Here is a 26,422-nt window from a genome sequence, read left to right as displayed (position 1 = left end):
AGAGTCCTCTGCCCCGGGGAGGCAGCTGCTACAGACGCAGATCTGTACCGGGCCCCCAGAGAGGGTCAGCGTCTGGCAGATCGACGCCGGTCTGAGCCGGTCGTGCGGAGCAGGCTCTCCAGCGTATGGCCAAGTATCGAGCGTTACCGCAGCCGGTGTACCCCCAAGTAAGGGCACTGCGGAAAGCGCGCCGCTGCAGTAGCTTCAACCTTATGAGCCAGTTTACCGAGCTAGATAACATCGTTCCCTCCCTTTACGAAGCACAGACTGCAGAAGCAGGCGGCGCCACGCAGACGGACACACGAAACGCTTACATAGACGTCATTGCTCGCATCAACCGGTACCTGCCCGAAGCGCAGAAGTGCTCGGATGACGCAGAGGTCGTCGCTCTTGTCGTGAACGGACTTCAGGAAGCAGTCGAGAAGTTAGTCGAACTCACCAAGGAGCCGTACGACAGCCGGCGCAGGACGGATCTATTCTCGAAGGCTGTGGATCGCGTGGAGACTGCCTCGGAGCTCGCGGGTCGGCGCTTCTTGGAGTAAGAGTACCTTTTCGCAATTTTGCGCGGCACCAGCATCCCCACCTCCTTGCGGCCGGCGCTCTCGAGGAGCTCGCGCTTGGCGACCTCGCGCGCATCCTGGGCCTGTGCGCGCAGCACCTCCGCGAGCGGTGTGCCGCGCTCGAGGGATCCGGCGAGCTGGTCGACGAGACGCGACACGGCGGGCATCGCGAGGCGTCGGGAGAGGTCGTCGAAGGCTCGGGTGACGGGGATCCCGGTGCCGACGTCGGCGACGACGCGCCCCAGCTCCGCCGCGAGCTCCCCTGAGCCGACGCGGGCCACGCGGCGGAGCGCGTCGATCAGGCCCTCCCCCGCGGCGAGGCTGAGTGCCAGGAACTCCAGGACGGTGGGCAGCTCCGCCTGGATGCGCGCGATCCGACGCTTCGCGCGCCGCTCGAGCGCGGTGTCGCAGGCGACCAGACCGGCGACGGCCGCGACGAACGGCACGGCGGCCAGCTGCGCCTGCGGCAGCCCTCCCGCCACGACGGCGGCGCCGCCCACCAGGGCGGCGATCACGATGCCCGCGGCGGCCCCGAGGACGAGGCCGACGAGCTGGCGCGACCGGTGCCGCTCGACGTCCTCGCCCGAGCCCGACTGTCCGAGCATCCGCTCGATGCGCTCCGTGCCGCCGAGCACGCGCGCGAGGCCGCGTCTCAGCGGGATCACGGCCGGGGCACCGAGCGTGCCGAGCACGGGCAGCGGGTGGACGGTGGTGAGGGCGAGGTGCCGCCGGGCGCCCTCCGAGACGTCGAGGACGTGCGGGGCCACTCGGTCGAGCAGTCGAGCGCGGCGGAACCGGGGAACCGCCCCCATCATCGTCCAGAGCCCCACGCCCGCGACGAGGCCGAGGACGGCGCCCCAGGACTCGACGCCCGTCATGCGAACCACCTCCGGTCCTCCGGCAGCCGCCCGAGGGCGAGCATCAGCCGGTACGCGATGGCGGACACGACGAGCCCGACGACGATCACGACGGTGCCCGCGGCGGTGTCGTACGCGGCGACGGCCTCGTGCCGGGTGGACAGCAGGGCGAGGATGATCCACGGGGCTGCGACGCCTAGCTTGGCCGCGTTGACGACCCACGACTGCCGGGCCTCGGCCTCGCTCCGGATGGCGGCCTCCTCCCGGAGGAAGCGGGCCAGCCCGCGGAGCACGTCGGGCAGCTGCGTGCCGCCCACCTCGCGTGCCATCCGCAGCGTCTCGAGGATGCGATCGGCCGTCGGATCCGCCAGCTGCTCCTTGAGCTCGTCGAGCGCCACGGCGAAGCTGCCCGTCGTGCGGTGCACGGACGCGAAGTCCCGGAAGGCGGGCCGGAGGACCGCGGGACCCGCGACGGCGAGCGACGCCACCGCATCCGGCAGCCCCATGCCCGCCCGGACCGCGCTCACGAGGTGGTCGACGACATCGGGCCACACCTCGCGATGGGCTCGACGACGTGCCGCGGATCGCGCGCCGACGACGGCCCACGGGAGCAGCAGTCCGGTCGCCGCCGCGGCGAGGGCGGCGCCGTCCACGCGGAGGAGCGCCTCCACCAGCACGCCCGCGGCCAGGCCGACCAGCCCGGAGACGGCGAGGAAGGAGCTCACCGAGACCCGAGCGAGACCCGCGTGGGTGAGGCGGTCGTGCACGGACGCGGTCAGCCCCCGGGCGCTCGCCGACCCGTCGGGCGAGGCGGGCCACAGGCGCGGCGAGATGAGGAGCACGAGGCCGGCGCCGAGCGCGAGCCCGAGGGCGACGCTCACGGCGCGCCCACCAGGACTCGGAGCGGATCCAGCCCGGCCGCGCGGAACTTGGCCAGGTGCGCGGGCTGGCCTCCTGTGGCGGTCAGGATCCCGTCCTCCAGGGCGAACACCGAGCTCGCCTCGATGACCATGCCCGAATGGCGGCCGCCGGGGGCGAGGATCTCGACCACCCGCCGGGCACCGGACGGCAGCACCTCGAGGTGCACGACGAGGTCGACCGAGCTGGCTACGGTCGGCACGACGAAGGCGGAGTCGATGTTGCGGCCGGCCAGCAACGGCAGGGTGCAGAGCTTGACGAGCGCCTCGCGCGCGCTGTTCGCGTGGATCGAGCACATGCCCGGCACGCCCGAGTTGAGCGCGATGAGGAGGTCGAGGCACTCCGCCTCGCGCACCTCGCCGACCACGAGCCGGTCGGGCCGCATCCGCAGCGCCTCCTTGATGAGCCGCCGCAGCGTGATCTCGCCCGAGCCCTCGAGGCTCGGCTGCCGGCACTGCATGGCCACGACGTCGCGTCCCGCGGGATCCAGCTCGAAGGTCTCCTCGACCGTGACGATGCGGTCGGACGCGCGCGCCGAGGACAGGAGGGCGTCGATCATCGTGGTCTTGCCCGTGTGCGTCGCCCCGCTGACGACGATGGAGAGGCCCGCACGCACGCTCATGCGCAGGAACTCCGCGGCCTGGAGCGGCAGGCTGCCGAGGGCGACGAGGTGGTCGAGCTCGCGGATCCGCCGCGAGAACTTGCGGATGTTGACGGCCCAGTGGCGACGCGTGACGTCGGGGATCACCACGTGGAGCCGGGATCCGTCGGGCAGGGAGGCGTCCACGAAGGGCGTGGAGAGGTCGACGCGGCGCCCGGAGGACTGCAGCATCCGCTCGACCAGGTCGCGCACCTCCGCATCGCTGAGGACGAGCGGCGTCAGCTCGGGGACGCCGGCCCGCGCCACGAAGACGCGGGTCGGCGCGTTGATCCAGAACTCCCGCCGGGGTGTTGGCTGTCGACGGCAGGTGTTGACTATGCCGAGATTCCGGGGATGTGGGGTTCAGCCGTTGATGACTGGATGTGGTCGCTGCGAGGTGTGCTGACGAACGGCTGACGAATTGCGCTCCGTGGACGGTCGGCGTGACTACTACATGGGCGGTTCGCCGAGGGGCTTCACCTCGCGGCCCTCGAACCACGCGTCAGGCGTGCGGCCAAGGCGCCACTGTGAGATCCGGATACTGAACGCGGAGTGGCGGTCCTGTATCTCCTCCATGTGCAAGGGCCGCCCGTCGTCGTCTCTCACGTCAGTGACTTGCAGCACGGCATTGATGTCGGCCAGCGCCCAGCGGTTCACCACGGCATGATGTGGTCGCAGCTTCAAGCCCATCTCCAGCAGGAGAGAGCGCATCGGGACTAGGAGCTCTCTCTGCTTGAAGTCCTCGCGCTCCTGAGCCACTCTCAGGAGCTGCTCCATGGCTTCCAGCGCGGCCGCTCCCCCTGCCTGTCGCTGCCGCTCGCGGTCCTCCTCTTGCTCAAGGCGGCGATCTTCGTCGCGCGCCTCCTTCACGAGTCGACGGTCCTCATCGCGAGCCTCCACAGCCAAGCGGCGATCCTCAGCCCGTGCTTCTGCGTCGAGTCGCCTGTCTTCGATGCGAGCAGCGTCTGCCGCCAACCGCTCCGCCTTCGCGAGTCTGACCGCGAGACGGGTGGGAATGTAGATGGCCAGAACGGGGATGAGGATGTCCGTGAGGACGTCCAACCACGATCCAAGGGTGTGTGCGTTCACCCGTAGACGGTAGCCCCGCAGAGACCTCAGCGACCGGCGACGACGCCTCGCATCGGGTTCGACTCGAGCGGGTGCAGCTTCTGCCGGGCCGGGTTCGCCTTGAGGTTCGCTCGGTAGTGCAGCAGCAGGTCCTCGAGGCGGATCATCTTGCGGCCGCCCTTCCAGATGAAGCGCATCCCGTCTTCGTTGATCCACCTCTGGATGGTGCGCTCGGTGCGGTGCACGCGCTGCGCCGCCTTCTTCATCGACAGCAGCTCAGCCTTCTCCATGCGCAGATTCTATGCGTCCAGCCCGGCGTTCACGCAACGATCGTGCGCGTCAGTTCTTCGGCCGTCGCGGGCGGAGCGGCGAGACGTTCTGCTTGTGGATGCACGGGTCGCCCTCCATCCACGCGAGGAGGCACTGGCGCTCGATCATCCACTTCCCACGGGCGACTCGCTGCACGCCGTGGAGCTCTCCACCCTCGAGCGCAACGCGGATCGTCGCGTCGTGCCTCCGGGCGGCCGCCGCGGCTTCCTTCACGCTCATGCGGTCGGGCATGGTGCCACCGCTCGCCTGCTCCGCCTCGGTGTGTGCACGTCGGTCCTCGTCGAGGGCTCGCGCGATGATGACGGGCATTTGCTCCTGCAGCTCCTGGCGGACGAGCTTCTGGATGATGGTCTCGAGGTCAGACATCCCGCCAGAGTGCCCGAATCGGGACGCACCATGTTGGTGCACATCTGCACCACCAGCCGCGGTGTCGGCGCCCGTTCGTAGCCTCCTGGCATGACGAACAAGGTGCGCCGCGACTCCTCCACCCCGACACCCGCCGGCGCGCCCGTAGGGCCTGCGCTGTACCGGACATCACCGGGCGGCGCGAGCATCGAGGACCGGTCGACCGCGTGGCCGTCCCGCCGGCACCTCGCGACCCTCGTCCTCGACTGGGACGGGTGGATCCTCACGCCGCGACTCGGCGACGGCTCGCACGGGCCCTTCAGCAGCGCGGAGGCTGCGTACGTGTGGTGGCTGCAGCACCGGGACGCGTTGCCGCCTCCACGGCGCGTGTGGCGCAACGGAGACCCCTGGGAGCCGCGGGACCCGGGCCACATGGAGCAGTAGCCGGCGTCGGATGCGGGCGGTACGGTCACCCCATGAGCCTTCACCGCGACGCCCGCTCCGTCATCGCTTCCGCCCGGCAGGCGCTGAGGTTCGCAGATGAGGGCGCCAAGCTCTTCCTCGCCCGCGGCGACGACGCTGACATGGGCCTCCAGAACGCCATCATGAACGGCAGGCGCGTCACCTTCATCCTGCAGAACCTCAGCAACAAGGACCTCGCTGGACCGGCCTTCACCGCCTGGTACGACGAGGAGATGAAAGACATACGAGCAAGCAAGCGGGACCAGTACTTCAAGGAGCTCCGCAACCTCATCGAGAAGCAGGGCGCCACGGGGCTGGTCGTTGCCGCGACCATCACGAATCTCAGCTCGAACACCCCGCAGCCGACACCTCCACCCGGCGCTGTACGTCGCTTCTACGGCGATCCTCTCGGCCGCTCCGGGTGGGACGTCGTACTGCCAGACGGCACGGAGACGGTCGTCTACTCCTCAACGCCGGAGTTCCTGCACGCGCGCCTGACGAGCGCCGACGCCCCTGATGGCTTCAACGTCTTCGAGGACATCCGTCCGTGGCTCGATGGGCTGCGTCAGCTGGTCGATCGTGCGGAAGCCAGGTGGGTCACCGGGCAGTAGCGCCACGCTGCCGCGGGAGGCAGCCCTGAAGTCGCGAGCATGAGCCCCCATCTGGGGCGCTTGGTGACGCCCGTGCACGCTTACGCTCCGAGCATGGGGTTGTGGGCGCGCCTGACCGGGACGAAGAAGAGCGAGGCGACGGCTGAGGCAGCGCCTCCTCGCGTGGTGGTCGAGACCATTGGCGTCCCTCGAGCGGCCACTGCGCGCCGGCGCGCTGACCTGCACGTCGACCAGCTGAACATCATGGACCTGCGCCACCTCGAGGCCCGTCGACTTCGCGTCGTCGGGAGCAGCTACGTGTGCTCGGACCGGACCGGCAAATCTACGGCGGGACGCAGTACCTCCTCGTGCGGGAGCCGGATAATCGTGCCGACGTCAACGCGGTCGCGGTGTACGGGAAGGGACGGCAGCTTGGTTACGCGTCCTCGTCGAAGGCTGGGTCGCTGGGGCCGCTGCTCGACCGGCTTGGGGCCGACGCCTACCTCGTCGACGGAGCATCCGTGACCGAGGCCTCCATCAAGCTCTGGGTCGACCTCCCCACGCTGCCGGCACTCCGAGCGCACGTGGCCGCGTCCGGCTGACGCAAACCCGAACAGGGGCCTGGGCGCCCTCGTCGCGGCTCCGTACGCTCGACGGGACCCAGGAGGACCCATGACCCGAACAGCCCTCACCCTGCCCGCCCTCGCGCTCATGCTCGCGCTGACCATGGCGGGCTGCACCACCGCGCCGGCTGCACCCGAAGCAGCCGCAACGACAGCACCCAGCCCCACCCCCACTCCCAGCCCGACGCCCACTCCCGAGCTCCTCACCACGGAAGCTGCAGGCGCCCGCTACCTCTCAGCGGTCTGCGGCAGCAACAAGGAGGACCGGGAGTTCGGAGAAGCATCTCGGGTCCCCAACCAGCCCATCGCGGTCATGAACACAGCGGCAGCGGAAGGAAGGGACGCGACTCGTGCAGCCGCGCAGATCCTTGATGACCCGATGTTCGTGTGGCCCGACACCGTGGCCGAGGACGTTGCGCTCGTGCGGGACAGCATGCTGGCCGGCGCCGGTACCTACGACTCGCTGGCTGCTGCACCGTCCCTCGAGGTTCTGAACACCATCGCCTTTGCAGACGACCCTGCTTCAGGTGAGGCGGCACAGCGCGTGCGCCTGCGTCTCAACCTGTCCGCAGACACGTCGGCCGGCTGTGAGGAGTACACGCAGTAGCACCCGTCCGCCCCGCACCCGCCACCCCAAACCAGGAGATCTCTTGACCCGCGCTCTGCCCGCACTCCCCGCCCTGCTCATCGCCGCAACCCTCGCCCTGTGCGGATGCTCCACCGAGGCCGCACCCGAACCCGCCGCTTTAGCCCCCGCCACGTCCGCACCTGCAGCCGACTCCGAGATCTCCACTGCGGCGCAAGCCCTCGTCGGCGGATCTGTCACTGCGGCCACCGAGACCGAGCCCGGCCGGCTGAAGCTCGACACCACGATCGTCGACCCCCGCGGTGACGACGGCAGCCCCGAAGCACTCGAGGCACTCGCCCTCTGCGAGCAGGCGAAGGCCATCCCCGGTGTCACCGACGTGTCCGTGATGGAGGCCGACGGGACCCATTTCGTCCTCGCGGGCCATCCCACCAACGGCGAGGACTGCACCGAAGTCTGATCTCCGCGCCCTGTCTGAGCAGCTGGTGTCGCGCTGGCGCTCTCTCCATCCGAACTCCTGTGGGGTTCGGCCGATAGTACGGGGAGAGGGCGGAAACACCCCCTCCGAGATGAATGGAGGCGCACATGCGCGACACCGAATGGGACGACTGGGCCATCGAGGCGGACAGGGAGCTGTACGGCCCCCAGGACGACGATGACGAGGATGCCGACATGTAGGCGCCCAGGAACAGCAGAAGCCCCCGACACCCCTCCCGTGAGGTGGTGTCGGGGGCTTCCCTGCATCTACATGCGGGTGGCCATGATGAGCCGATGCATCCGCGTCGTGAACACGGGAACGAGCGCGATCGGCATCTCCCGGATCGTGTACCTGGCCGCGAGCTCCACCGCCTCGATGGCCACCGACTTGGCGTACTCCCGCTCGAGCGCCGGATCCCGCACGGCCGCTCGTACCGCGGCGTAGGCGGCCTCGTCCGGGCCGATCACGATCAGCTGCGCCGTGAGGGCCTTCACCCGCTCCACGTGCCCCTCGGCCTGCACGGACAGCTCTCCGTCCGTGCCCTGCAGGAGCGAGAGGTGGTCGGGCTCCGTGGGGGTGTCGTCGCTCATGTGACCAGTGTTCCTCACCATCAGCGGACCTGCCTTCCCATCCGGCCAGCAAGCTCAGCCTGCGCGTCGGCCCGCTCGAGGCGGACGTCGATGTACTGCGTGAGGTCGATGCCTCCCTTGCTCTGCACGATCACGTTGAACTGCGGCGCGACGGCGACGGCGGGGGCGGTCATGTACATCTGCGCGGGGCGGTCGTAGACGGGCCTAGGTGCGTACACGCCTCCGTTGGCGAACTCCTGCACACCGAGGCGTCGGCCGGTCTCCTTGAAGATCTCGAGCGACCGTGCGCGCTTGGATGCGGCGAGGGGGATGTATGCCTCTCCCCCGGTCTCGTCCTCGGCCCAGACCCGCCAGGTGCCGGCCTTCGCGATCTGCGCGACGTGGTTCTCACGGATGCCGCCGGCGGCGTAGAAGTCGACGACACCGCCGTCGGCCTTCATGATCGCCCGTGGACCAGCGGCACCGCCCTGCACCGGGTTCGCGGCGCCGGTCGTCTCGACTCGCATGACGATGCGGCGGCCGTTCCAGGTCCGGAAGAACGTGTCCACCTCGTTCGCCGCGGCCGCCGTGTCCGCAAGGAGCTGGAACGACTTCTGCGACGGGATCCCGTAGACCTTGTCCGTGAACGCCTGCGCCTGCTGGGCGTTCCCCGTCAGCGCCAGCGCGTTGTCGTAGAGGGTCTGCCGACCAGACTCGAGGGACGCCTTGTACTTGTCCGTGGCGTCCTTCGCGGACATGGTCTTGACGTCGAGGTCGTACTGCGCAGCCGCGGCCTTCTGCGAGTCGTCAGCGAGCCCGCCGAGCATGGCGGCGTTCGCGGATCCTGCGGCCGTGGTCTCGTCGAGGGAGGTCGAGTACCCCTCGGCGCCCTCCTTGGCCTTCTGGATCGTGTCTTTCACGTCCTGCAGCGACTTCTGGTAGCTGGCGTTCGCGGAGACCGCGTCCTGCCCGACCCCGTTCGCCTCGTTCGTCGCGTCGATCAGCTGCTTGATCTGGTCGACGACCCCTGCCGCCTCGTCAGCCGCGGCAAGGTACGCCTCAGCGGCGGACTGCGTGGACTCGGTGTTGCTTTCCGTCGCCGCGGAGAGGTTCTCGTTCTTCTCCTTGGCCTTGTCGAGCTGGTCCGACTGCTCCCCGAGTGCGCCCGACAGCTGCCGGGCGGCGGCGTCCTTCTCCGACCACGGCACCAGCGAGGTGGTGCCGTATGCGTCGATCTTGTCTTGCACGTCGTCGAGGGCCTTGCCGCCCTCGAGGATCGCGTCGGTGAACTCCTTCTGCCCAATCCCGGCCTTCTTCGCCGTCTCGAACACGCCGTCGTCCGCCAGGCGCTTGGCGATCGTCACCCGAGTGAGCTCCGTGATGGCGCCCGTCGACTCATCGAAGGTGTCAGACAGCTCGGACACCTGGGCGGCAGCATCAGCAGCCGCACTGACGATGCCACCGATGACCAGCACGGCGATGCCGATTGCCCCACCAAACGCACCGACACCGAGCGCAGCCGCCTTGCCCTTGATGCCGGTGAGGCTCACGGCCTCCTTGAAGGCCAGGACCTTCGGAGCAGCCACCAGCGCCGCACCACCGGCCAGGGCGATCGACCCCCCGATGCCGAGGATCGCGGTGCCGGCGGAGAGGACAGGTGCCGGGAGGCCGCCGACGAGGTCGAGGAGCCCTGTCGTGGTCTGCACGAGACCACGGATGGCGTCGTTCGCGCCGGAGCCGCTCTTGATCAGGTTCGTCTCGAAGGACCCGCCGAGCTTCTCGACGTCGCCGGCGAGGTTGTCCATGCGGATGCGGGCGGTCTCGGCCGCGTACCCGCTGTCGTTGACCTTCCCCTCCCAGTCGGCGATGCCCGACGCGCCCTCGGAGTAGAGAACGGAGGCAGCGCGGACGGCGTCGGAGCCGAAGATCGTGGCGAGGGCGCTGTTGCGCTGCTCGACGCTGAGGTCGGCGAGGGACGTCTGCAGGTTGCCGGCGAACTCGGACAGGCCGATGAACTCGCCCTGGCTGTCGTACGCCGAGATGCCGAGCTTGTCCATGGCCGCCTGGGCCTCTGCGGACTGCGGGGTGAGCCGCTGGAGCATGGACTTGAAGGACGTGCCGGCGTCGGATCCGAGGAGGCCCGCGGACGCGAACGCGGAGAGACCGGCGGTGGTCTCCTCGATGGACAGGCCCGTCTGGGAGGAGACGAGGCCGGCCTGGTTGAGGGCCCCGGAGAGGTCCTGCACGGACCCCATGGCCTTGCCCGCACCCGCGGACAGGAGGTCGGCGACGTGGGGGATGTCGGACCCGGCGAGCTTGAACTGGGTAAGCGCCGTCGACGCGATACCTGCAGCGTCGGCGACACCGAGCCCGCCGGCCGCGGCCAGGTCCAGGGCTCCGGACAGCCCGCCGCTGAGGATGTCGGCCGTGGAGATGCCGGCCTTGGCGAGCTCCTCGATGGCGCCGGCTGCCTCAGTGGCGGAGTACTTCGTGCTGGCGCCGGCTTCGAGGGCCGCCTCCCGGAGGACGTTCTGCTCCTCGGCGGCGGAGTGGGTGGCGGCCTGCACCTCGGACATGGCCTTGTCGAACTCGGCGTACTTCGCGATCGCCGCACCGGCCGCGAGGACGCCGACACCGCCGAGCGCGACAAGCCCGGTGCCCGCGGTGGTGAAGGCCTGCTCGTTCTTCTGGACGTGGACTGCCAGCTTGTTCGAGAACTGGGTCGTCTGCTCCTGGGCCTTCTTGAGCCCGGTGATGAAGCCGTCGACCTTCGCGCCGATGGTGACGAATACGGACCTGTCCGCCATGCCCTACTCCTGCTCGTGTCACGGTGAGGTGGGGACCCGGCGCCGCCCCGCGTGTGCGGCGCCGGGAGATGAGGGTCGGGCTACGCCGACGGCAGGGGAAAGCTGTTGCCACTCCCGCTGATGACGGCGCCGGCGAGGTGCGCATAGGTGTTGGACATCGCGACGCCCTTGTAGCTCACCGCGAGGTTGCCGACGAGGGCCAGCGATCGGGCAGAGGCGGCGACGTTGGCGAAGGCATCGGCGTTCAGGTCGAGCGCGAACGGGGTCGGGCAGTCGATGAACTGGTTACCGGTGAAGGACGTGTTCGCCGAGCCCCGATGACGGATCCCGACCGCACAGTCCGTGAGGACGTTCCGGTCGACGAATACCGACTTGCCCAGTCCCGCGAGCTCGACGAGCACCCCGGTGGCGCAGTCCCGCACCCGGTTCGCGTAGATCCTGTTCCGGTCGGTGGCGACGGTGTACGCGTTCGCGGTGACGCCCATCATGTCCTCGATGCCGTAGTCGAATCCGGCGACGTAGTTGTCCGTGATGTCGCCGTTCATGGACCCGTACGTCACGATGCCCTGCCCGGTGCCTTTCCTGGTCGTCGACGTCTGTTCGACGTGGTTCCCGGTGATGGTGAACGCTGCGCTCTTCTCCGCGTGGATGCCCTGCATCTCGCAGTTCGTGATGATGTTGTTCACGATGCGGAAGCGTCGGAACGCCTCGGACTCGGCCGCGCTGTAGGCGCCGAGGCCGGCGACGCCGATCCCGAAGCCGGCGTTGACGGTGTTGTTCGCCGTGACGTCGTCGATGATGTTGCCGTCGATCAGCACGCCGGTGTCCGCGCCGGCGTTGAGCTCTATCGCGTCGCCGCGGCGGATGGTCTTGAAGACGTTCCGGATGATGCGTAGCCCGTGGGCGCTGGCGTACGCGCTCGAGGGACCGCCCTGCTTGAGGACTCCGAACGCGGTGTTCTCGAACCGGTTGCGCTCGATGAGGACGTTGTCGCATGCTCCGGCGATGCTGGCGCCGGCCGCGTTGACGAACTCGATGACGATACCCATCCGGTATCCCTGGCCACCGAGTGTGCAGCCGGTGACCTCGACTCCCGATCCCTGGATGGTGATACACCGCTCGCCGCCGACGAAGCCCGTGAGGCCCTGGTTGACAAAGAAGACGTCGCGGAGCTTGGACCGGTCCCCGAGAGTGATCGACCCCTTGCGGGTCAGCGCGATGGTGGCGCCGTTCCCCTCGATGGTCGTCCCCGCTCCCAGCGCCACCGGCGCGTCGATGGCGTAGGTGGCGCCAGGCGTGAGCCGGATGACCTTCGAGAGCGACGCAAGCGCGGCAAGCGCTGCGGCCTGGCCGGTGGCGACAGGCGCGTACTGGGCGGCGAAGCGCAGATCTGCGACCTGTGGGGTGAGGATGTCGATCTCGTTGCGGCCCTCAGCGTTCACCGTGATCCCCGGCCAGGTCATGCGTGCCTCACCTTGATGTACGGGGTGCCGTCGGGACGCGCGTAGACCGTCAGGGGGACGGGCTCGTCTCGGGGCTGGTACAGCTCCGCCGCCCATTCCGGCGTGAGGGTGCGAACCTCGGTACGGCCTGCCGCGTTCACGGAGCCTCCCGGTGCGGTGTCGTTCATGGTGTGCCTTTCGTGCGGTCTGCGGCGATTCTCAGGAAGGGCCCAGCAGGCCCGGATGCCTCTGAATACGAGGGAAGTAGCGGGTTCAGTGACCAGGGGGCCGTAAACTTTGAACCCGGCGCATGTTTGGCAGGGTTCTCCGGCGGTTCGAATGTGGTCTCGGAGGCCGGGGTGGCCCCCACCCCCCTGTGGGTCGGAGAGCGGGGCTGGTGGTCAGGTGGGGTGTGCGTGTGCCTTGGTGCCGCCGGCGCTGTCGTTGCACCGCTTGTGCGAGGGCCCGAGGTAGTTCTCGCGGTCGTCGGTGTGGTCGAGCGCCCATGGTGCTGCGGGGGCAATGGTGCGGTTGCAGCGTGCGCACTTGACGGTGCCGGTGGCGACGCGTGCGGACCATGAGGTTCGGAGCTTGGTGTGCTCGCTGCCGTACCCGCGCTCGGCGTTCGTCCCGCGTGCGCGGTGGTGCTCGCGGCGGTGCGTGGCGCAGCGGGGGCCCTCGCTCTTCGGGTACAGCTCCGGGCATCCGTGTGCCGAGCAGACGCGGTTGCTCACGTGGTCCTCCGTGCCCGCTCTGTGTGGCCCTGTGCCGCTTCAGCAGCGGCTCGTGCAACGTCCGGTCCCGCGGCCTGCGCAAGCGCCTCACAGCCTCGATACGGGCGCGATCCGGGGCGGATGCTGAGACCCCCAATCCCGTACACGGAGAAGTTCTGTTCACCGTCGGTGTTACGTGAGAGTCGAGGGGGGAGGCATGCCCCACCCCTTGGGCTGGTCGTGAGCTGCTGCGTCATGGGCGTGGTCAGCGTCGGGCGTTGGCCTGCTGGCGTGCGTACTCGTCGCGGATGGAGTCGGTGATCTCGGGGCCGCGGATGACGTCGGTGTACACGTCGGCGGGGTTGCGGGTCGATCCTCCTGCGACGAGCTCGCGCATGCCGGCGATGGTCATGTTCGCGATCTCGGTGGGGGCCTTGGTCTTGTACACGTACCAGGCGAGCATCGAGGCGTCGGGGTCGTAGGTGCGCAGCTGCAGGTAGTCCTCGACTGCTCCGGTGCTACCGGTGTTGGCGTCGCGGTAGTCGTTGAGGAAGCGGGTCCATCCGCGGCTGACGGCGGTGGCGATGATTGCGCGGACGAGGCCGGCGTCGTTGGTGGTGGTCGCGCGCTTGAGCAGCTTGGTGGCGTCGCGCTCCCCGTCGGCCGTGTTGGGGATCTGCTCGACCCGGTCGTACGCGTCCCGAGTGGAGATGACGTCCGTGCTGCCGGCGATAGTGCCGAACAGGGCGGTCTCGGTGCGGGTGATGGCGCGGTCGAACTCGGTGCGCTCCTTCTCCTGCAGGCGGGCCACTCCCTCGAGGACGGGGATCCACGCGTTCGCGATGAGGATTTTCTTGCCCTCGGCGGAGAGGGTGTGGTTCGCGCGGATGGGCGGCAGGGTGTCGCGCTCGAACGTGTTCTGCAGCTCGGACGCCTGCTGCTGGATCGAGGTGGGCGTGTTGAGGTTGGGCGGGATCTCGAAGCCGGCGATGACGGGCATGTGCTTCTCTCGGGTCAGTGGGCGCGTGATGCCCGGAAGTGGGCGAGGTCGGTACGGGAGATCCGCCAGCTGCGACCGACGAGCCGCGCGGCAAGGCGCTTCTCGGCGATCGCACGACGGATCCCGCGATCCGTGATGCCGACTCGGGCTGCTGCCTCCGCCGTTGTGAACCACTCTGCTGCTGGTTCCGGACGTACTTCATGGGGGGTTCCGGTCGCGGACTCACGCCACACGAGGGCAGCACGGTGCAGGTCGTAGAGGACGGCGTACACCTCGGCGTCGTGCCCGCGTATCCGCTTCCGGAAGTCGTCGAGGCCGGCGTACCGCTCGAGGTACGCGGCCACACGGCCGGGCAGGACGACGATGGGGCCGCCCTGCCCGTGCACGTAGCTGCCCGGTGGTCGCTCCTGCATCAGAGCACCACCGCGGTCCCATCTTCGGACACCGGTCGCGTTGTCCCCGCGGGAGTCCCCTGGGACAACTCGGCGCCGGCGCCCCTTGCACTAGAAGCGGGTCCTGCATGCGGTAGCCGTTGGCCTCGTGACCTCACAAGCAGCATCGGACAGCTGTCATCCATGCTGTTCCTCGTCGACGACGAAGACACTGCGCGACCGGCAGGTTGCGCTGTGAGTTCCTCTGAGAGCTCTCTTGGGAGTTCTCTAAGAGATAGTGCGTCACTGTGACAGGGGGGCTGTGACTCTCTGACAGGGGCCCAAGTGACTCTCTGACAGGGGCCCTGTGACTCTGTGACAGGGTGCCCGCTCGAATGGGCGCAGTGGCGCGCTGCACCGCACCACCTCACAGCCCCAGTGCTTCCCGCTCCACGAAGAAGTTCGTGCCCGGGGTCTGCACCAGGTCGTCGAAGCTCGCCGCCAGGACCCTGTCCGACCATGCCGAAGCAAGAACCGGCAGCACCCGTGCCCGGCGCACGTCGGCCCTGTACGCCGGCAGGAGGTACCGCTGCGACATGCGCTGTGCCCCCTCGTTCAGAGTCCACGGCTCCGTGACGACGAGGCCCTTCTTGCGCAGCTCCTCCACGGCACGCACCACCGTGCGCAGCGCGAGCGACGTCTCTTCCGCGAGCGTGGTCTGGCTCGGCCACGCTCGCCCCAGCGTCTCGTTGTAGTGGTCCCCGAGCATGAGCAGCACGGATGCCTGCGGAGGCGACAGCGCGGGTCCTGCGCCGGCCTCCTTCCTGTTCCGGCGCCTGATCTCGGTCTTCGCCCACCTGAAGGCCTCGATGCTCACTCAACGCCGACCTCACCTGCGATGCCCTCCGCCTGCGCAGTCGGCTGCAGGAAGGCGCTGTGGACGATGAAGTAGTGCCCCTCGATCACGAACCACAGCCCGGCGTCGATGAGCTCCTGAGCGGCAGCCGACGCCTTCGTGGTGCGGTCGAGGTCGCCCTTCGGGATACGGAGGTCGAAGCCGTGCTTGTTGGACCACACCAGCGCCTCGACGTGCAACCGGAACGCAGCGTCGGACAGGTCCCGCAGGTCGTCCACGAAGCCGGCAGACAGCCGCGTCACCGCGCTCACGCCTCGGCCTCACCGGTCAGGACGCGCTCGAGCAGGTCGGCGGCGTCGATGAGCTGAGCGGCGAGCCTCCGGGCCTGTGCGGGCGTGCGGATGTCGTCGTCGGCCGCGTCGTCGCCGGCTAAGGTGACGCGGATGCCCGGGGCGCTGCTCTGAACGGTGCCATCGACCTCGAGGTAGTCCGTGCGCTCGACGCACACCGACCATGGCCGGAGAGCGGCAGAGCCGAAGACAGCGATGCGCTCACCTCCCCGTGCTTCCTCACGAGGCTGCACCTCCACGCGTGTCGCCCACGAAGGCGCGGACTCCGGCCAGGGCACCACGTACCCGACCTGCGCCTGCAGAGTGCCATCCTCGACGTCCGGGGCGGGGCACTGCGACCACGGGATCCAGCTGCTGTCGTCCCCGTCGAGGAGGCCGCAGACGATGTTCGTGACCCGGTCGCGGTCCTCCTTCGTGCCGCCACCGAACTCCTCGACGTAGAGGGTGCCGTTGGCTGGCCGGTAGACGAGGCGGGCGAGCATCTTCTCGCACGTGCCGTTCTTCGTGAGGTACTGCACCTCACGGCGGCTCGAGATCATCTTCGTCTCGAGGTCGCGGCAGTCGATGGTCGACGTGCTCTTGCTGGGGGCGGTGCGGGTCGGTACGGTGATCATGATCTGCTTCCTGTGCTGGATGTTGGATTCATGACCCTCGAGTGGCTGCAACCGCGCGGGGGTCTTCGTGTTGGTGCTCATCGTGCGGAGAGCTCGCGGTCGCGAACCCTGCGGAGTGACGCCTCGAGGTCTGCGACGAGCTTCGGGAGCTCCTTCAGCAGGTAGGCGGCGTCGACCTTGGCCTTGCCGCTGCTCGCGCGGACAGGAAAGTGCGCGTGCCCCGCGGAGATCGCGAGGACGACTTCGCCGACGGCAGCCATCAGACGGCCGCGTCCATGCGAGTGTTGATCCACGCGTCGACGTCCTCGACGGTGAACATTCGGCGCTTGCCGAGCTTGAAGGACTTCGGGGCGGTGCCCTGGACGATCCAGTACCTCAGGGTGCTGAGCGGCGTGTTGATGTACTCCGCCGTCTGGTCGGTGGTCATGAACTTGCTCACATGGGCTCCTTACTTCGTCAGCGATCGGTTCGCTGTCGAAGACAATCTACGACCGTCGCTTGCTGTTGTCCAGTCTCGACGGTAGATTTTCTTGGATGGAGAACGGACGCCGACGAGGCCACGATCAAGGAGCTACCGGCCGGACTGTGGCGGCGAACATCGCGCGCGTCCGCAAGAGCCAACAGATGAGCCTTGAGAGGCTCGAGTCCATCTTGTGGAACATGGGGAATCGCATCAGCTTCTCCGGCTTGAGCAAGATCGAGAACAACAGCCGCCGCGTTGACGTTGATGACCTCATGGCCATCGCGCTCGCACTCGATGTGTCGCCCGCGTCGCTTCTGCTGCCGCATGCGGGAGTCGACGAGAAGGCAGAGATCACGGGCGGGCACGGATCCGTCGTCCTGCTCTGGGAGTGGATGTACGCCGAACGAGAGCTCGAGCCGGATGACGTTCGCGCGTTCAAGGCCCGCTCCCTCCCTGGGTGGCTCTACCCTCTGGTGTCGATTGAGGCGGACAAGCCAGTCGATCGCTCCTTCTTGCGCAACGGAACGACAGAAGGCGGCATGCGAGCCTTCGGTGGCCGTTGGTATGAGAACGAAGACGGCGACGATGAGTAGCATCCGCAAGCTCCCCAGCGGGAAGTACCAGGCGCAGTTCCGCGCGGTCCCGGGTGGCCCGCAGCAGACCCGCACCAACGCGCGCCGTGCCGTCGTGCAGCAGTGGCTCGACGAGCGCACCGCGGAGCGCGTCACCGGCCGCAGCACCGACCCGCGGACCGCGCGGTCGACCTTCGCCGACTTCTACGCCGTCTGGGCCGTGCGGCAGGTCTGGGAGACCAGCACCCGACGCGCGATGGACCTCGTCGCCGGCCAGGCGCCGTTCGCCGACGAGCGGCTGCAGCGCATCACCCGCGCGCACGTCGAGGAGTGGGTGAAGGCCATGCAGAAGCGCGGCCTCGCGCCCCAGACCATCCGCACGCGCGTGATGAACGCGCGCACCGTGTTCCGGGCCGCGATCCTCGAGCACAGGATCCACGAGGACCCCACCCTCGGTGTCCGCACGCCCGCGCTACGCCGCGCCGACGCCGCGATGGAGATCCCCACCCCGCAGCAGGTGCGCGCCATCCTCGACGGCGCGAGCGACCGCTACAGGCCTCTCTTCGCCGTGTGTGCCTTCGCTGGCCTTCGCCTCGGTGAAGCGTCCGCGCTGCAGCTCGGCGACATCGACTTCCTTACCCGCAAGCTCGCAGTCCGCAGGCAGGCCGTGCGCGGAGAGGGACAGCTCGAGGTCCGGCTCCCGAAGTACGGATCCGAGCGCGTCGTCGCGGCCGCCCCCGCGCTGATCGAGATGTTCGCCGAGCACGCCGCCCGCTACGAGCTCGCCGGCGACCCGGGCGCCTGGCTCTTCCCGAGCGCGACCGGAGGACCCGCGGCGCCGTCGACGGTGAACAGCGCCTGGCTCGCCGCACGCGGGGACCTCGGCTTCACGCTTCACGCCCTGCGGCACTTCTACGCGTCCGGACTCATCGCCGCCGGCTGCGACGTCGTGACGGTGCAGCACGCGCTCGGGCACAGCAAGCCGAGCATCACGCTCGACACGTACTCCCACCTCTGGCCAAGCCCGGAGGACGTCACACGCGCCGCGGCAGAGGGCCTCGTCGATCAGGTCTTCGCGCCCGCTGACGAATTTCTGACGAGTGACACCCGCGCATCCGTGTAGCCGCGGGGCTGCGCGGAGTTGATCCAGATCTCCTCGATCGAGTCGTCGTCGAGGAGCGGCTGCAGGGCGCCGAAGCCCGTGATGCGCGCGAGCACCTGGCGCTCGGTGGCCGCCTCGTCGTCGAGGAGCCGGGAGTCGGATCCGAGCGCCTGCTCCGCGAACCGCCTGACCTCCTCACGCACCACCGCGGCGGTTCCCGCGGGATCGGCCGCCGCCCCGTCGTCCCGCAGGCGCTCCCGCACCCGTCCGGCGATGGTGTCGAGTGGGGTCCGCGTCTGCACCCGCACAGGATGCTGATCAGGGGCGGATCCCGTCGGGGCCGTCCACAGGTCGAGGCGTCAACGCCGACGCACGGGCGTCAGTACCCCAGCTCCGCCTTCGCCGCCGCGTACGCCTGGCGCACCGCGGGCACGCCCGGCGCGTCGAAGACCTCGTCGCCCGCGAGGGGCCATTCGGGGACGCTGCCCATGAGGATCCACGCGGCCTGCTTCGCGGCGCCGTCGGCGACGAACTCGCCCGCGTCCGGCACGTGGATCGGGACGCCGAAGATGGTCGGCGCGATCTCCCGCACGGCGCGGCTCTTCGCCCCACCCCCGATGAGGAGCACGCGCTCCACCTCGACGCCCTGGCGCGTGATCGCGTCGAGCCCGTCGGCCAGGCCGCACAGCATGCCCTCGACGTGCGCGCGGGCCATGGTCGCCGGCGTCGAGTTGCGGAGGGTCATGCCGTGCAGGGACGCGGTCGCGTCGGGCAGGTTCGGGGTGCGCTCACCCTCGAAGTAGGGCAGGAGCACGAGGCCGTCGGATCCCGCGGGGGCCTCGAGCGCGAGGTCGGACAGCCGCGCGTGGTCGACGCCGAGCAGGCGCGCACCGCCGTCGAGCACGCGGGCGGCGTTGAGGGTCGCGATGAGCGGGAGGAAGTTGCCCGTGGCGTCCGCGAAGCCGGCGACCGTCCCGGAGGGGTCGGTGGTGGGATCCGCCGTGACGGCGAAGACCGTGCCGGACGTGCCGATCGAGACGACGACGTCCCCGGGCACCGCGCCCAGGCCGAGCGCGGCGGCGGCGTTGTCCCCCGCGCCGGGGCCGACCGGGATGCCGGCCGCGACGCCGGGGATGCCGTCGTCCGTGACGCCGGCGGACTCGCCGGGGCCGAGCACGCGCGGCAGGCCGACGACGCGGCCGAGCGAGCGCTCCAGCAGGTCGAGCCGGTACTCCCCCGTGACGCTCGACCAGTAGGCGGTGCCGCTCGCGTCGGAGCGGTCGGTGGCGAGGGCGGCGAGGTCCGGGGATCCGACGCCGTGGCCGAGCAGGCGCCAGGTCAGCCAGTCGTGCGGGAGGGCGACGGCGGCGACGCGGGCGGCGTTCTCGGGCTCGGCGTCGCGGAGCCAGCGGAGCTTGGTGGCGGTGAAGGACGCGACGGGGACGACGCCCGTGGCGCTCGCCCAGGTCTCGGCGCCGAGCTCGTCGCGGAGGTCGGCGGCGGCCTGCGCGGATCGCGTGTCGTTCCAGAGGAGCGCGTCGCGGATCACCGCACCCTGCTCGTCGAGGCAGACCATCCCGTGCTGCTGGCCCCCGACGGAGACGGCGGCGACGTCGTCGAGGCCGCCCGCGTCGGCGATCGCGGCGAGGAGCGCATCCCACCAGTGCGCGGGATCCACCTCCGAACCGTCGGGGTGGGACGCGCGGCCGGAGCGCACGAGGGCGCCCGTGTCGAGGTCGCGGACGACCACCTTGCAGCTCTGCGTGGAGGAGTCGATGCCTGCTACCAGTGTCTTCGTTGTCACGATCAACATATTAGGGGGCGTCCTAAGCTGGTCGGGCACCCGCGGGAGTGGTGGAATCGGTAGACACGCAGGATTTAGGTTCCTGTGCTTTCGAGCGTGAGGGTTCAAGTCCCTTCTCCCGCACCAGGCGAGGCCCGCCCGCCCGTGGTCGACGGGAGGGGATCCGGCCGCCGCGGCTCTCCGACCCTCGACGCGGAGCTCCCGTGGACGACCGCCTCCGGCTCGGGACCGGGCCGACGTCCGTGCATCCCATGCAGCGGCTCGCGGAGGCCGTCGGGCTCCAGCCCGACCGGCTGCTGGGCAAGCGGGACGACCTCATCGGCTGGGGCGGCGGGGGCGGCAAGGTCCGGAAGCTCGAGCTCGAGCTCGAGCTCGCGCTCGGTTCGGACGTCGTGCGCGTGCTCGAGGGGCACGAGGTCGCCGAACGCGGCACCGTGCTGCACGGGGCGCGGGTCCTCTGGTCGGGTCACGCGGGCGACGAGGAGCGAGCGGGATCCGTCGCCGCGGGACGCGATGGAGGAGTCGGCGAGGACGACCACGTCACGATCCGGCACTCCGGCGGCGTCCCGGGCCTCTTCGGGCACGCCGAGCTCGGCGGCGGAGGACGCCGCGCCCCTCGACCGGGGGTGGCCAGGACTCGGCGCGCACGCGGCGGCTCCCGATATCCTGTGCTCTGCCGCCGCTCGATCGAACGGGTCGTCGCGGCCCACCACGACTGGAGCCCCACACGTGCACCCCCAGCTCTTCGACTTCCTCGACTCGACGACCCTCATCGAGTCGTTCGGGGGATTCGCCCTCATCGGGATCTGCCTCATCATCTTCGCCGAGACCGGCCTCCTCTTCGGGTTCCTCTTCCCCGGCGACACGCTCCTCGTTATCGCGGGGCTGACCCTCCCCGGGATCACCGGCATCGACATCTGGTGGGTCTGCCTCGCGATCGCGTTCTCCGCGTTCGCGGGCGGCGAGGTCGGCTACCTCATCGGCCACAAGGCAGGACCGAAGGTGTTCGAGCGCAAGGACTCCGGCATCTTCAGCCGGCAGAACGTCGTGCGGACGAACGCGTTCTTCGCGCGCTTCGGCGGGCTCGCCGTCATCGCGGCGCGCTTCGTGCCCATCGTCCGCACCTTCGCGCCCATCGCGGCCGGCGTCGGCCACATGGACTACCGCAAGTACTCCTTCTACAACGCGATCGGCGCCCTCATCTGGGGCGCGGGCCTCACCTTCCTGGGCCACCTGCTCAACGGCTTCCCGCCCATCCGCGACTTCGTCACCCACTACATCGACTACGTGCTGCTCGGGGCCGTGTTCATCACCGTGGTGCCCGCGGCGATCCACTTCCTCCGCGCGCGCAAGCACGCGCACGACGGGGAGGCGGCGGCCGTCGTGACGGACGGCGACGACCTCGCGCTCGCCCCCGAGGAGTTCGACCAGGACCACTCGAACGACCCGCGGCGCTGACCCGGCATCCGCGGCCGCAGGATCCCGGCCGCGGTCCCCGCCGATCCCGCCGGATCAGACGTGGTGGCGGTGCTCGTGCCCGGCGTGCTCCTCCGGCTCCAGCTGGAACGTGCTGTGCTCGACGTCGAAGTGGTCGTCGAGGCAGCCCGACAGCAGGTCGAGCAGCTCGCCCGTGCGGCCCTCGCGGAAGACCTCCTGCTCCACGACGACGTGGGCCGTGAAGACGGGCGACCCCGAGGTGATGGCCCACACGTGCACGTCGTGCACCGCGGTGACGCCGGGGGTCTCCAGCAGGTGGGCGCGGATCCTCTCGGGCTCCGTGCCCACGGGCGTGGACTCGTTCAGGACGCGCACCACGTCACGCAGCAGCACGGCCGCCCGCGGCACGATGAGCGCGGCGATGACGAGCGACGCGATGGCATCCGCGCGGCCGAAGCCGGTGACCGCGATGACGACGCCCGCGGCGATGGTGGCGACCGATCCGAAGGCGTCGCCGAGCACCTCGAGGTAGGCGCCCCGCATGTTGATCGAGCTCCCCGCTCCCCCGCGGAGCACCAGGAGCGACGCCACGTTGGCGACCAGGCCGATGCCGGCGGCGAGCAGCATGATCCCCGGATCCACCATGGGCCCCTCCGGCGCGAGCAGCCGCCCGATGCCCTGCACCGCCACGTAGACGGCGACGCCCGCGAGGATCAGGCCGTTCACGAGGGCGCCGAGCACCTCGCCGCGCTGGAAGCCGAACGTGTGCCGGTCGGTCGCGGGGCGCGCGGCGACGAGGGTGGCGACGAGGGCGATGCCGAGGCCGAGCAGGTCGCTCGTCATGTGCCCCGCGTCGGCGAGGAGCGCCAGGGACCCGGAGACGAGCGCGCCGACGACCTCGACCACCAGGACCGTCGCGGTGATGGCGATGGCGACGACGAGGCGCCTGCGGTCGGTCGTGGACGCGCCGTGGTCGTGCGATCCGGAGCCCATGCGTCCACCGTACGGGCCCGCAGGCGCGCGCATCCAGCCGACGGCGCAGTCGGGAACGACTCCCGCTCTCAGCAGCGTCGGGCAGCGTCAGCCCTCGCCGAGGAGCTCCCTCCGCACCACGGGCATGATCGCGTCGAACGCGAGCGCGCGGTGGCTCACCCGGTTCTTCTCGTCGGCGCTGAGGGCCGCGGCGCTCGCGCCGCCGGTGGCGGGGCGGAAGATCGGGTCGTAGCCGAAGCCGCCCTCCCCCGCCACCTCGCGGAGCACGGATCCCTCCCACACGCCGAGGGCCGTGCGCTCGACGAGACCGTCGGCGGTCGGGACGACCAGGGCCGCGGCGCACGTGAAGCGGGCGGTGCGGTGCTCGTCCGGCACGTCCCCCAGCTGCCAGAGCAGGAGCTCGAGGTTCTCCCGGCTGTCGCGCGCGGGGCCCGACCAGCGCGCCGAGAAGATGCCCGGAGATCCGCCCAGGATGTCCACGCCGATCCCCGAGTCGTCCGCCAGCGCGGCCCTGCCCGTGTGCACCGCGGCGGCACGCGCCTTGATGAGCGCGTTCTCCTCGAACGTCGTGCCGTCCTCCACGGGCTCCGGCCCGTCGTAGGCGACCAGGTCGATCCCGTCGAGGCGGGCACCGAGGATGCGGCGGAGCTCCTCGACCTTGTGGGCGTTGCGCGTGGCGAGGACGAGCGGGATCACGGACGGTCCTCTCAGCGGCCGAGCGCCTGCGCCTGCAGCGCGGTGAGCGTCGTGCCGCCGCCGAGCGCGAGGTCGAGGAGGGCGTCGAGCTCGGCGCGGTCGAAGGGCGCGCCCTCGGCGGTGCCCTGGACCTCGACGAAGGATCCGCTGCCCGTCATCACGACGTTCATGTCGGTCTCGGCGCGCACGTCCTCGACGTAGGCGAGGTCGAGCAACGGCCTCCCGTCGACGATGCCGACGGAGACCGCGGCGACGCTGTCCTTGAGCGGCGTGGCGCGCTGTGCGATGAACTTCTTCTCGCGGCCCCACTCGAGCGCGTCGGCGAGGGCGACGTAGGCACCCGTGATCGCCGCGGTGCGTGTGCCGCCGTCGGCCTGCAGCACGTCGCAGTCGATGACGATCGTGTTCTCGCCGAGCGCCTTCATGTCGACGACGGCGCGGAGGCTCCGGCCGATGAGGCGTGAGATCTCGTGCGTGCGGCCGCCGACCTTGCCCTTGACGGCCTCGCGGTCCATGCGCTCGTTCGTGGCGCGCGGGAGCATGGCGTACTCGGCGGTGACCCAGCCCTGGCCGCTGCCGGCCTTCCAGCGCGGCACGCGGTTCGTGAAGGACGCGGTGCAGAGGACGCGGGTGCGTCCGAAGGAGATGAGGGCGGATCCCTCGGCCTGCTCGCTCCAGTTCCGCTCGATGGTGATCTCGCGCAGCTGGTCGGTGGCGCGGCCGTCGTGGCGGGGTGTGTCGTCGGTCATGTGCGGCCTCAGCTCGGGTCGGGGGTGGATGGGGTGCCGTCGGCGTCCGGAGGCGTCGCCGCGTCCGGCCGCGGCCGGCGGGGAAGGGTGATGGCGCCCGTCTCGACCAGCTCGACGTGTGTGACGCCGGAGCCGAGCATGCGGTGCGCCAGCGTCTCGAAGTCGGAGGCGCTGCCGCCGGTGGCCTCGTACCGGATCACGGGCGGCGCGTCGGAGCGGCGCTCGAGGCCCGCGGACACCAGCTCGCGGTAGACGTCCTTGGCGGTCTCGGTGTCGCTGGAGACGAGGGTGACGTCCGGGCCCATGAGCAGCGAGATCGCGCCCTCGAGGAACGGGTAGTGGGTGCAGCCGAGGACGAGCGTGTCGATGCCCGCCGCGCGCAGCGGCGCGAGGTAGCCCTCGGCGGCCGCCATCAGCTCGGGGCCGGACGTCTCGCCGCGCTCGACGAAGGCGACGAAGTCGGGAGCCTCCGCGGAGGTGAGCTCCAGGTGCGGCGCGGCGGCGAAGGCGTCGTCGTAGGCGCGGCTCGTGACCGTGGCGTGCGTGGCGATGACGCCCACGCGGTGGTTGCGGGTGACGCTGACGGCCGTGCGCACGGCCGGCTGGATCACCTCGACGACGGGGATGTCGTAGCGCTCGCGGGCGTCGCGGAGCATGGCCGCCGATGCCGTGTTGCACGCGATGACGAGCATCTTCACCCCGCGCTCGACGAGGTCGTCGAGGACCGCCAGCGCGTAGCGCCGGACGTCCGCGATGGGCTTGTCGCCGTAGGGCGTGTGCGCGGTGTCGCCGATGTAGATGATCGACTCCCGCGGGAGGAGCGTCGCGACCGCGCGGGCCACCGTGAGGCCGCCGACGCCGGAGTCGAAGATCCCGATCGGCGCGTCGCTCATCTGGCCAGCCTACCGGCGGGTCCGGGCGCGGCCGGAGCCGGCGTCCGGCTGGCCCACGTCACAGCGACCGCCGCGCGTCCTCCTGGGCGACGAGCTCCGGCAGGTCCTTCAGCCGCCCCAGCCCCGCGAGCGGCTGCGCCATGCGGGCGTTGCCGCGGAGCCGCTCCCGGTTGCGGTCGAGGAACCACCAGTACCCGGCCGTGTACGGGCACGCCGTGGGGCCGACGCGCACCTTGGGGTCGAACGGGCAGCCGCCGCAGTGGTCCGACATCCGGTCGATGTACGCGCCGCCTCCCACGTAGGGCTTGGTCGCCATGCGCCCGCCGTCCGCGTGCAGCGCCATGCCGACCACGTTCGCCGGCATGACCCACGGCGTGCCGTCGACGAACGAGTCGATGAACCAGTCGTTCATGGCCGCGGGGTCGTAGCCGCGCTGGAGCGCGAGGTTGCCGAGGATCATCAGCCGCTCGATGTGGTGCGCCCAGCCGTGCGTGCGCACCTTGTCGACGACGTGGGAGAGGCAGGCGGCCTCGATGCCGGATGCGTCGAGCTCCTGCAGCGCGGTCGGCACGCCGCGGTGCGCATCGAGCCGGTTCTGGGAGGTGTAGTCGTCCTCGAACGCCCAGTAGAGGTGCCACACGTAGTCCCGCCAGCCCATGATCTGCCGCACGATGCCCTCGACGCTCTGGATGGGCGCCCGACCGGCCGCGTGCTCGGCCGTGATGCGCTCGATGACGTCCGCCGGATCCAGCACTCCCATGTTCATGGTGGCGCTCAGGAGCGAGTGCGCCATGGTCCAGTCGCCCGCGAGCGACGCGTCCTCGAACGGGCCGAAGTCGTTGAGGCGGCTCGCCACGAAGTCGTCGAGGGCGAGACGCCCCTCCTCCGGTGTGACGGCGAAGCGGCGCGGCCCGTCCTCGCCGACGAAGCGCACGAGGCCCTTCCGCTCCCACTCGTCGAGGTCGGCGCGGACCTCGGCGTCGATGTCGTCCTCCTCGGGCCACCACGGCTCGGGCAGGCCGAGGCTCGTCGCGCCCTTCGGCGGGCGCTCGCGGTTGTCGTGGTCGTAGTTCCAGCGCCCGCCGACCGGGTCGTCGCCGTCCATGAGGATGCCCGTGCGAGCCCGCGACCAGCGGTAGAAGTCCTCCATGACGAGCCGGTTCGACGTGCGGCCCGCCATCCACTCGGCGAACTCCTGCTCGCTCGTGACGAAGCCGCGGCTGGGCAGCACCTCCGCCCCGATCTCGGCGACGAGGCGGCGCAGCCCGCGGGCGGTGGGGTCGATGACCTCGAGGTCGTCGCGTCCCTCGACGACCTCGCGGTAGTGGTCCACCTGGTGGAACTCGACGCGGTCGCCCAGGGCCCGTGCGCGGTGCCGGATGCCCGAGAGGATGAGGTGCGCCTTCGCGCGGTGGTACGGCCTCCGGGCGAGCAGGCCCCGCGACTCGATGAGCAGCATCCGCCCGCCGTCGTCGAAGTGGTCGCCCAGCTGGTCGGCGAGTATCCATCGCGTGCGCTCCATGGCACGAACCTA

32 protein-coding genes, 1 tRNA gene and 1 pseudogene are annotated in these 26,422 nt (G+C 70.2%); 9 read left to right on the top strand and 25 right to left on the bottom strand.

Annotation, left to right across the window (positions count from 1 at the left end; all coding sequences use genetic code 11):
* Positions 1-406 precede the first annotated feature (406 nt).
* The 6 genes and pseudogenes from FGD68_RS08805 to FGD68_RS08780 form a co-directional block, all read right to left on the bottom strand.
* Complete coding sequence (locus FGD68_RS08805) at positions 407-1,438, bottom strand: type II secretion system F family protein (protein WP_237609365.1); 1,032 nt, start codon at positions 1,436-1,438, stop codon at positions 407-409.
* On the bottom strand, positions 1,435-2,298 hold the full coding sequence (locus tag FGD68_RS08800; RefSeq protein ID WP_119372226.1) for a type II secretion system F family protein: 864 nt from the start codon (positions 2,296-2,298) through the stop codon (positions 1,435-1,437). The genes FGD68_RS08805 and FGD68_RS08800 overlap by 4 nt, the downstream gene beginning before the upstream one ends.
* Positions 2,295-3,275 (bottom strand): annotated as a pseudogene (locus FGD68_RS08795) (CpaF family protein); the annotation flags it as partial. The pseudogene FGD68_RS08795 and the gene FGD68_RS08800, both read right to left, overlap by 4 nt.
* Before the next feature lie 150 nt (positions 3,276-3,425).
* Positions 3,426-4,064, bottom strand: coding sequence for a hypothetical protein (locus tag FGD68_RS08790; RefSeq protein WP_147361591.1), 639 nt, complete (start codon positions 4,062-4,064; stop codon positions 3,426-3,428).
* Positions 4,065-4,090: 26 nt separating this feature from the next.
* Complete coding sequence (locus FGD68_RS08785; RefSeq protein WP_119372224.1) at positions 4,091-4,333, bottom strand: MerR family transcriptional regulator; 243 nt, start codon at positions 4,331-4,333, stop codon at positions 4,091-4,093.
* 49 nt (positions 4,334-4,382) lie between these two features.
* The gene (locus tag FGD68_RS08780) at positions 4,383-4,739 is read right to left on the bottom strand and encodes a helix-turn-helix domain-containing protein (protein WP_119372223.1); all 357 of its coding nucleotides are present in this window, start codon (positions 4,737-4,739) and stop codon (positions 4,383-4,385) included.
* A gap of 90 nt (positions 4,740-4,829) precedes the next feature.
* Between FGD68_RS08780 and FGD68_RS08775 the strand changes: the two genes are divergently transcribed.
* The 5 genes from FGD68_RS08775 to FGD68_RS08755 all read left to right on the top strand — a co-directional run bounded on the left by FGD68_RS08775 (position 4,830) and on the right by FGD68_RS08755 (position 7,439).
* Positions 4,830-5,162 carry a hypothetical protein gene (locus tag FGD68_RS08775; RefSeq protein ID WP_147361590.1) on the top strand — a complete coding sequence of 111 codons (333 nt, stop codon included), beginning with the start codon at positions 4,830-4,832 and terminating at the stop codon, positions 5,160-5,162.
* Between the two features lie 32 nt (positions 5,163-5,194).
* Positions 5,195-5,791: a hypothetical protein gene (locus tag FGD68_RS08770; protein ID WP_119372221.1), complete on the top strand. Its 597-nt coding sequence runs from the start codon at positions 5,195-5,197 to the stop codon at positions 5,789-5,791.
* Positions 5,792-6,090: 299 nt separating this feature from the next.
* Complete coding sequence (locus FGD68_RS08765) at positions 6,091-6,372, top strand: HIRAN domain-containing protein (protein ID WP_237609364.1); 282 nt, start codon at positions 6,091-6,093, stop codon at positions 6,370-6,372.
* A 70-nt stretch (positions 6,373-6,442) separates the two neighbouring features.
* Positions 6,443-7,000, top strand: coding sequence for a hypothetical protein (locus FGD68_RS08760; protein ID WP_119372219.1), 558 nt, complete (start codon positions 6,443-6,445; stop codon positions 6,998-7,000).
* A 43-nt stretch (positions 7,001-7,043) separates the two neighbouring features.
* Positions 7,044-7,439, top strand: coding sequence for a hypothetical protein (locus FGD68_RS08755; RefSeq protein WP_119372218.1), 396 nt, complete (start codon positions 7,044-7,046; stop codon positions 7,437-7,439).
* A 284-nt stretch (positions 7,440-7,723) separates the two neighbouring features.
* Here the strand turns inward: FGD68_RS08755 and FGD68_RS08750 are convergent, their stop codons facing one another.
* The 11 genes from FGD68_RS08750 to FGD68_RS08700 form a co-directional block, all read right to left on the bottom strand.
* The gene (locus FGD68_RS08750; protein WP_119372217.1) at positions 7,724-8,047 is read right to left on the bottom strand and encodes a hypothetical protein; all 324 of its coding nucleotides are present in this window, start codon (positions 8,045-8,047) and stop codon (positions 7,724-7,726) included.
* Between the two features lie 20 nt (positions 8,048-8,067).
* On the bottom strand, positions 8,068-10,833 hold the full coding sequence (locus FGD68_RS08745) for a phage tail tape measure protein (RefSeq protein ID WP_119372216.1): 2,766 nt from the start codon (positions 10,831-10,833) through the stop codon (positions 8,068-8,070).
* A gap of 80 nt (positions 10,834-10,913) precedes the next feature.
* Positions 10,914-12,392: a right-handed parallel beta-helix repeat-containing protein gene (locus FGD68_RS08740; RefSeq protein ID WP_119372215.1), complete on the bottom strand. Its 1,479-nt coding sequence runs from the start codon at positions 12,390-12,392 to the stop codon at positions 10,914-10,916.
* A 284-nt stretch (positions 12,393-12,676) separates the two neighbouring features.
* On the bottom strand, positions 12,677-13,009 hold the full coding sequence (locus tag FGD68_RS08735) for a hypothetical protein (RefSeq protein ID WP_119372214.1): 333 nt from the start codon (positions 13,007-13,009) through the stop codon (positions 12,677-12,679).
* A 244-nt stretch (positions 13,010-13,253) separates the two neighbouring features.
* On the bottom strand, positions 13,254-13,988 hold the full coding sequence (locus FGD68_RS08730) for a hypothetical protein (RefSeq protein WP_119372213.1): 735 nt from the start codon (positions 13,986-13,988) through the stop codon (positions 13,254-13,256).
* A gap of 14 nt (positions 13,989-14,002) precedes the next feature.
* Positions 14,003-14,401: a helix-turn-helix domain-containing protein gene (locus FGD68_RS08725; RefSeq protein ID WP_119372212.1), complete on the bottom strand. Its 399-nt coding sequence runs from the start codon at positions 14,399-14,401 to the stop codon at positions 14,003-14,005.
* Between the two features lie 385 nt (positions 14,402-14,786).
* Entirely contained in the window at positions 14,787-15,236 is a 450-nt protein-coding gene (locus tag FGD68_RS08720; protein WP_119372211.1) for a helix-turn-helix domain-containing protein, read from the bottom strand.
* Positions 15,233-15,526, bottom strand: coding sequence for a hypothetical protein (locus tag FGD68_RS08715; protein ID WP_119372210.1), 294 nt, complete (start codon positions 15,524-15,526; stop codon positions 15,233-15,235). The genes FGD68_RS08720 and FGD68_RS08715 overlap by 4 nt, the downstream gene beginning before the upstream one ends.
* Positions 15,523-16,179 carry a hypothetical protein gene (locus tag FGD68_RS08710; protein ID WP_119372209.1) on the bottom strand — a complete coding sequence of 219 codons (657 nt, stop codon included), beginning with the start codon at positions 16,177-16,179 and terminating at the stop codon, positions 15,523-15,525. The genes FGD68_RS08715 and FGD68_RS08710 overlap by 4 nt, the downstream gene beginning before the upstream one ends.
* Before the next feature lie 77 nt (positions 16,180-16,256).
* Positions 16,257-16,439 (bottom strand): hypothetical protein, encoded by a 183-nt coding sequence (locus FGD68_RS08705; protein ID WP_119372208.1) that lies wholly within the window; start codon positions 16,437-16,439, stop codon positions 16,257-16,259.
* Positions 16,439-16,618, bottom strand: coding sequence for a helix-turn-helix transcriptional regulator (locus FGD68_RS08700; protein WP_220452694.1), 180 nt, complete (start codon positions 16,616-16,618; stop codon positions 16,439-16,441). Before FGD68_RS08700 ends, FGD68_RS08705 begins: the two co-directional genes overlap by 1 nt.
* 95 nt (positions 16,619-16,713) lie before the next feature.
* Here FGD68_RS08700 and FGD68_RS08695 point away from each other — a divergent pair, with 95 nt between their 5' ends.
* Together FGD68_RS08695 and FGD68_RS08690 are read left to right on the top strand one after the other, a co-directional pair.
* Positions 16,714-17,235 carry a helix-turn-helix domain-containing protein gene (locus FGD68_RS08695; RefSeq protein WP_119372207.1) on the top strand — a complete coding sequence of 174 codons (522 nt, stop codon included), beginning with the start codon at positions 16,714-16,716 and terminating at the stop codon, positions 17,233-17,235.
* Complete coding sequence (locus FGD68_RS08690; protein WP_119372206.1) at positions 17,228-18,337, top strand: tyrosine-type recombinase/integrase; 1,110 nt, start codon at positions 17,228-17,230, stop codon at positions 18,335-18,337. The genes FGD68_RS08695 and FGD68_RS08690 overlap by 8 nt, the downstream gene beginning before the upstream one ends.
* Here FGD68_RS08690 and FGD68_RS08685 read toward each other — a convergent pair.
* Both FGD68_RS08685 and xylB read right to left on the bottom strand, forming a co-directional pair.
* Positions 18,280-18,618, bottom strand: coding sequence for a hypothetical protein (locus FGD68_RS08685; RefSeq protein WP_237609363.1), 339 nt, complete (start codon positions 18,616-18,618; stop codon positions 18,280-18,282). The genes FGD68_RS08690 and FGD68_RS08685 overlap by 58 nt on opposite strands.
* Positions 18,619-18,695: 77 nt before the next feature.
* On the bottom strand, positions 18,696-20,129 hold the full coding sequence (xylB, locus tag FGD68_RS08680; RefSeq protein WP_119372205.1) for a xylulokinase: 1,434 nt from the start codon (positions 20,127-20,129) through the stop codon (positions 18,696-18,698).
* Positions 20,130-20,161: 32 nt separating this feature from the next.
* Here xylB and FGD68_RS08675 point away from each other — a divergent pair.
* Positions 20,162-20,246: transfer RNA gene (locus FGD68_RS08675), tRNA-Leu, on the top strand.
* Here FGD68_RS08675 and FGD68_RS08670 read toward each other — a convergent pair.
* A complete protein-coding gene (locus FGD68_RS08670) occupies positions 20,225-20,704 on the bottom strand; it encodes a hypothetical protein (RefSeq protein WP_182480864.1) in 480 nt (159 codons plus the stop codon). The genes FGD68_RS08675 and FGD68_RS08670 overlap by 22 nt on opposite strands.
* Positions 20,705-20,849: 145 nt before the next feature.
* Here FGD68_RS08670 and FGD68_RS08665 point away from each other — a divergent pair, with 145 nt between their 5' ends.
* Complete coding sequence (locus tag FGD68_RS08665) at positions 20,850-21,578, top strand: DedA family protein (RefSeq protein ID WP_119372204.1); 729 nt, start codon at positions 20,850-20,852, stop codon at positions 21,576-21,578.
* A gap of 54 nt (positions 21,579-21,632) precedes the next feature.
* On the opposite strand, the gene FGD68_RS08660 is transcribed toward FGD68_RS08665, so the two are convergent.
* From FGD68_RS08660 to FGD68_RS08640, 5 genes are all read right to left on the bottom strand, one after another.
* Positions 21,633-22,550 (bottom strand): cation diffusion facilitator family transporter, encoded by a 918-nt coding sequence (locus FGD68_RS08660; protein ID WP_119372203.1) that lies wholly within the window; start codon positions 22,548-22,550, stop codon positions 21,633-21,635.
* A gap of 87 nt (positions 22,551-22,637) precedes the next feature.
* Positions 22,638-23,246, bottom strand: coding sequence for an RdgB/HAM1 family non-canonical purine NTP pyrophosphatase (gene rdgB / locus FGD68_RS08655; RefSeq protein ID WP_119372202.1), 609 nt, complete (start codon positions 23,244-23,246; stop codon positions 22,638-22,640).
* Between the two features lie 11 nt (positions 23,247-23,257).
* Positions 23,258-23,995 (bottom strand): ribonuclease PH, encoded by a 738-nt coding sequence (gene rph, locus FGD68_RS08650; protein WP_104235473.1) that lies wholly within the window; start codon positions 23,993-23,995, stop codon positions 23,258-23,260.
* Positions 23,996-24,003: 8 nt separating this feature from the next.
* Positions 24,004-24,888 carry a glutamate racemase gene (gene murI / locus FGD68_RS08645; protein ID WP_104235474.1) on the bottom strand — a complete coding sequence of 295 codons (885 nt, stop codon included), beginning with the start codon at positions 24,886-24,888 and terminating at the stop codon, positions 24,004-24,006.
* Between the two features lie 58 nt (positions 24,889-24,946).
* Complete coding sequence (locus FGD68_RS08640) at positions 24,947-26,410, bottom strand: cryptochrome/photolyase family protein (protein ID WP_119372201.1); 1,464 nt, start codon at positions 26,408-26,410, stop codon at positions 24,947-24,949.
* Positions 26,411-26,422 lie beyond the last annotated feature (12 nt).

Origin of the sequence: Clavibacter californiensis, assembly GCF_021952865.1 — a bacterium.
Lineage (GTDB): Bacteria > Actinomycetota > Actinomycetes > Actinomycetales > Microbacteriaceae > Clavibacter > Clavibacter californiensis.
Note: the sequence above shows the minus strand (reverse complement) of the source record. Positions and strands in the feature narration are given on the sequence as shown.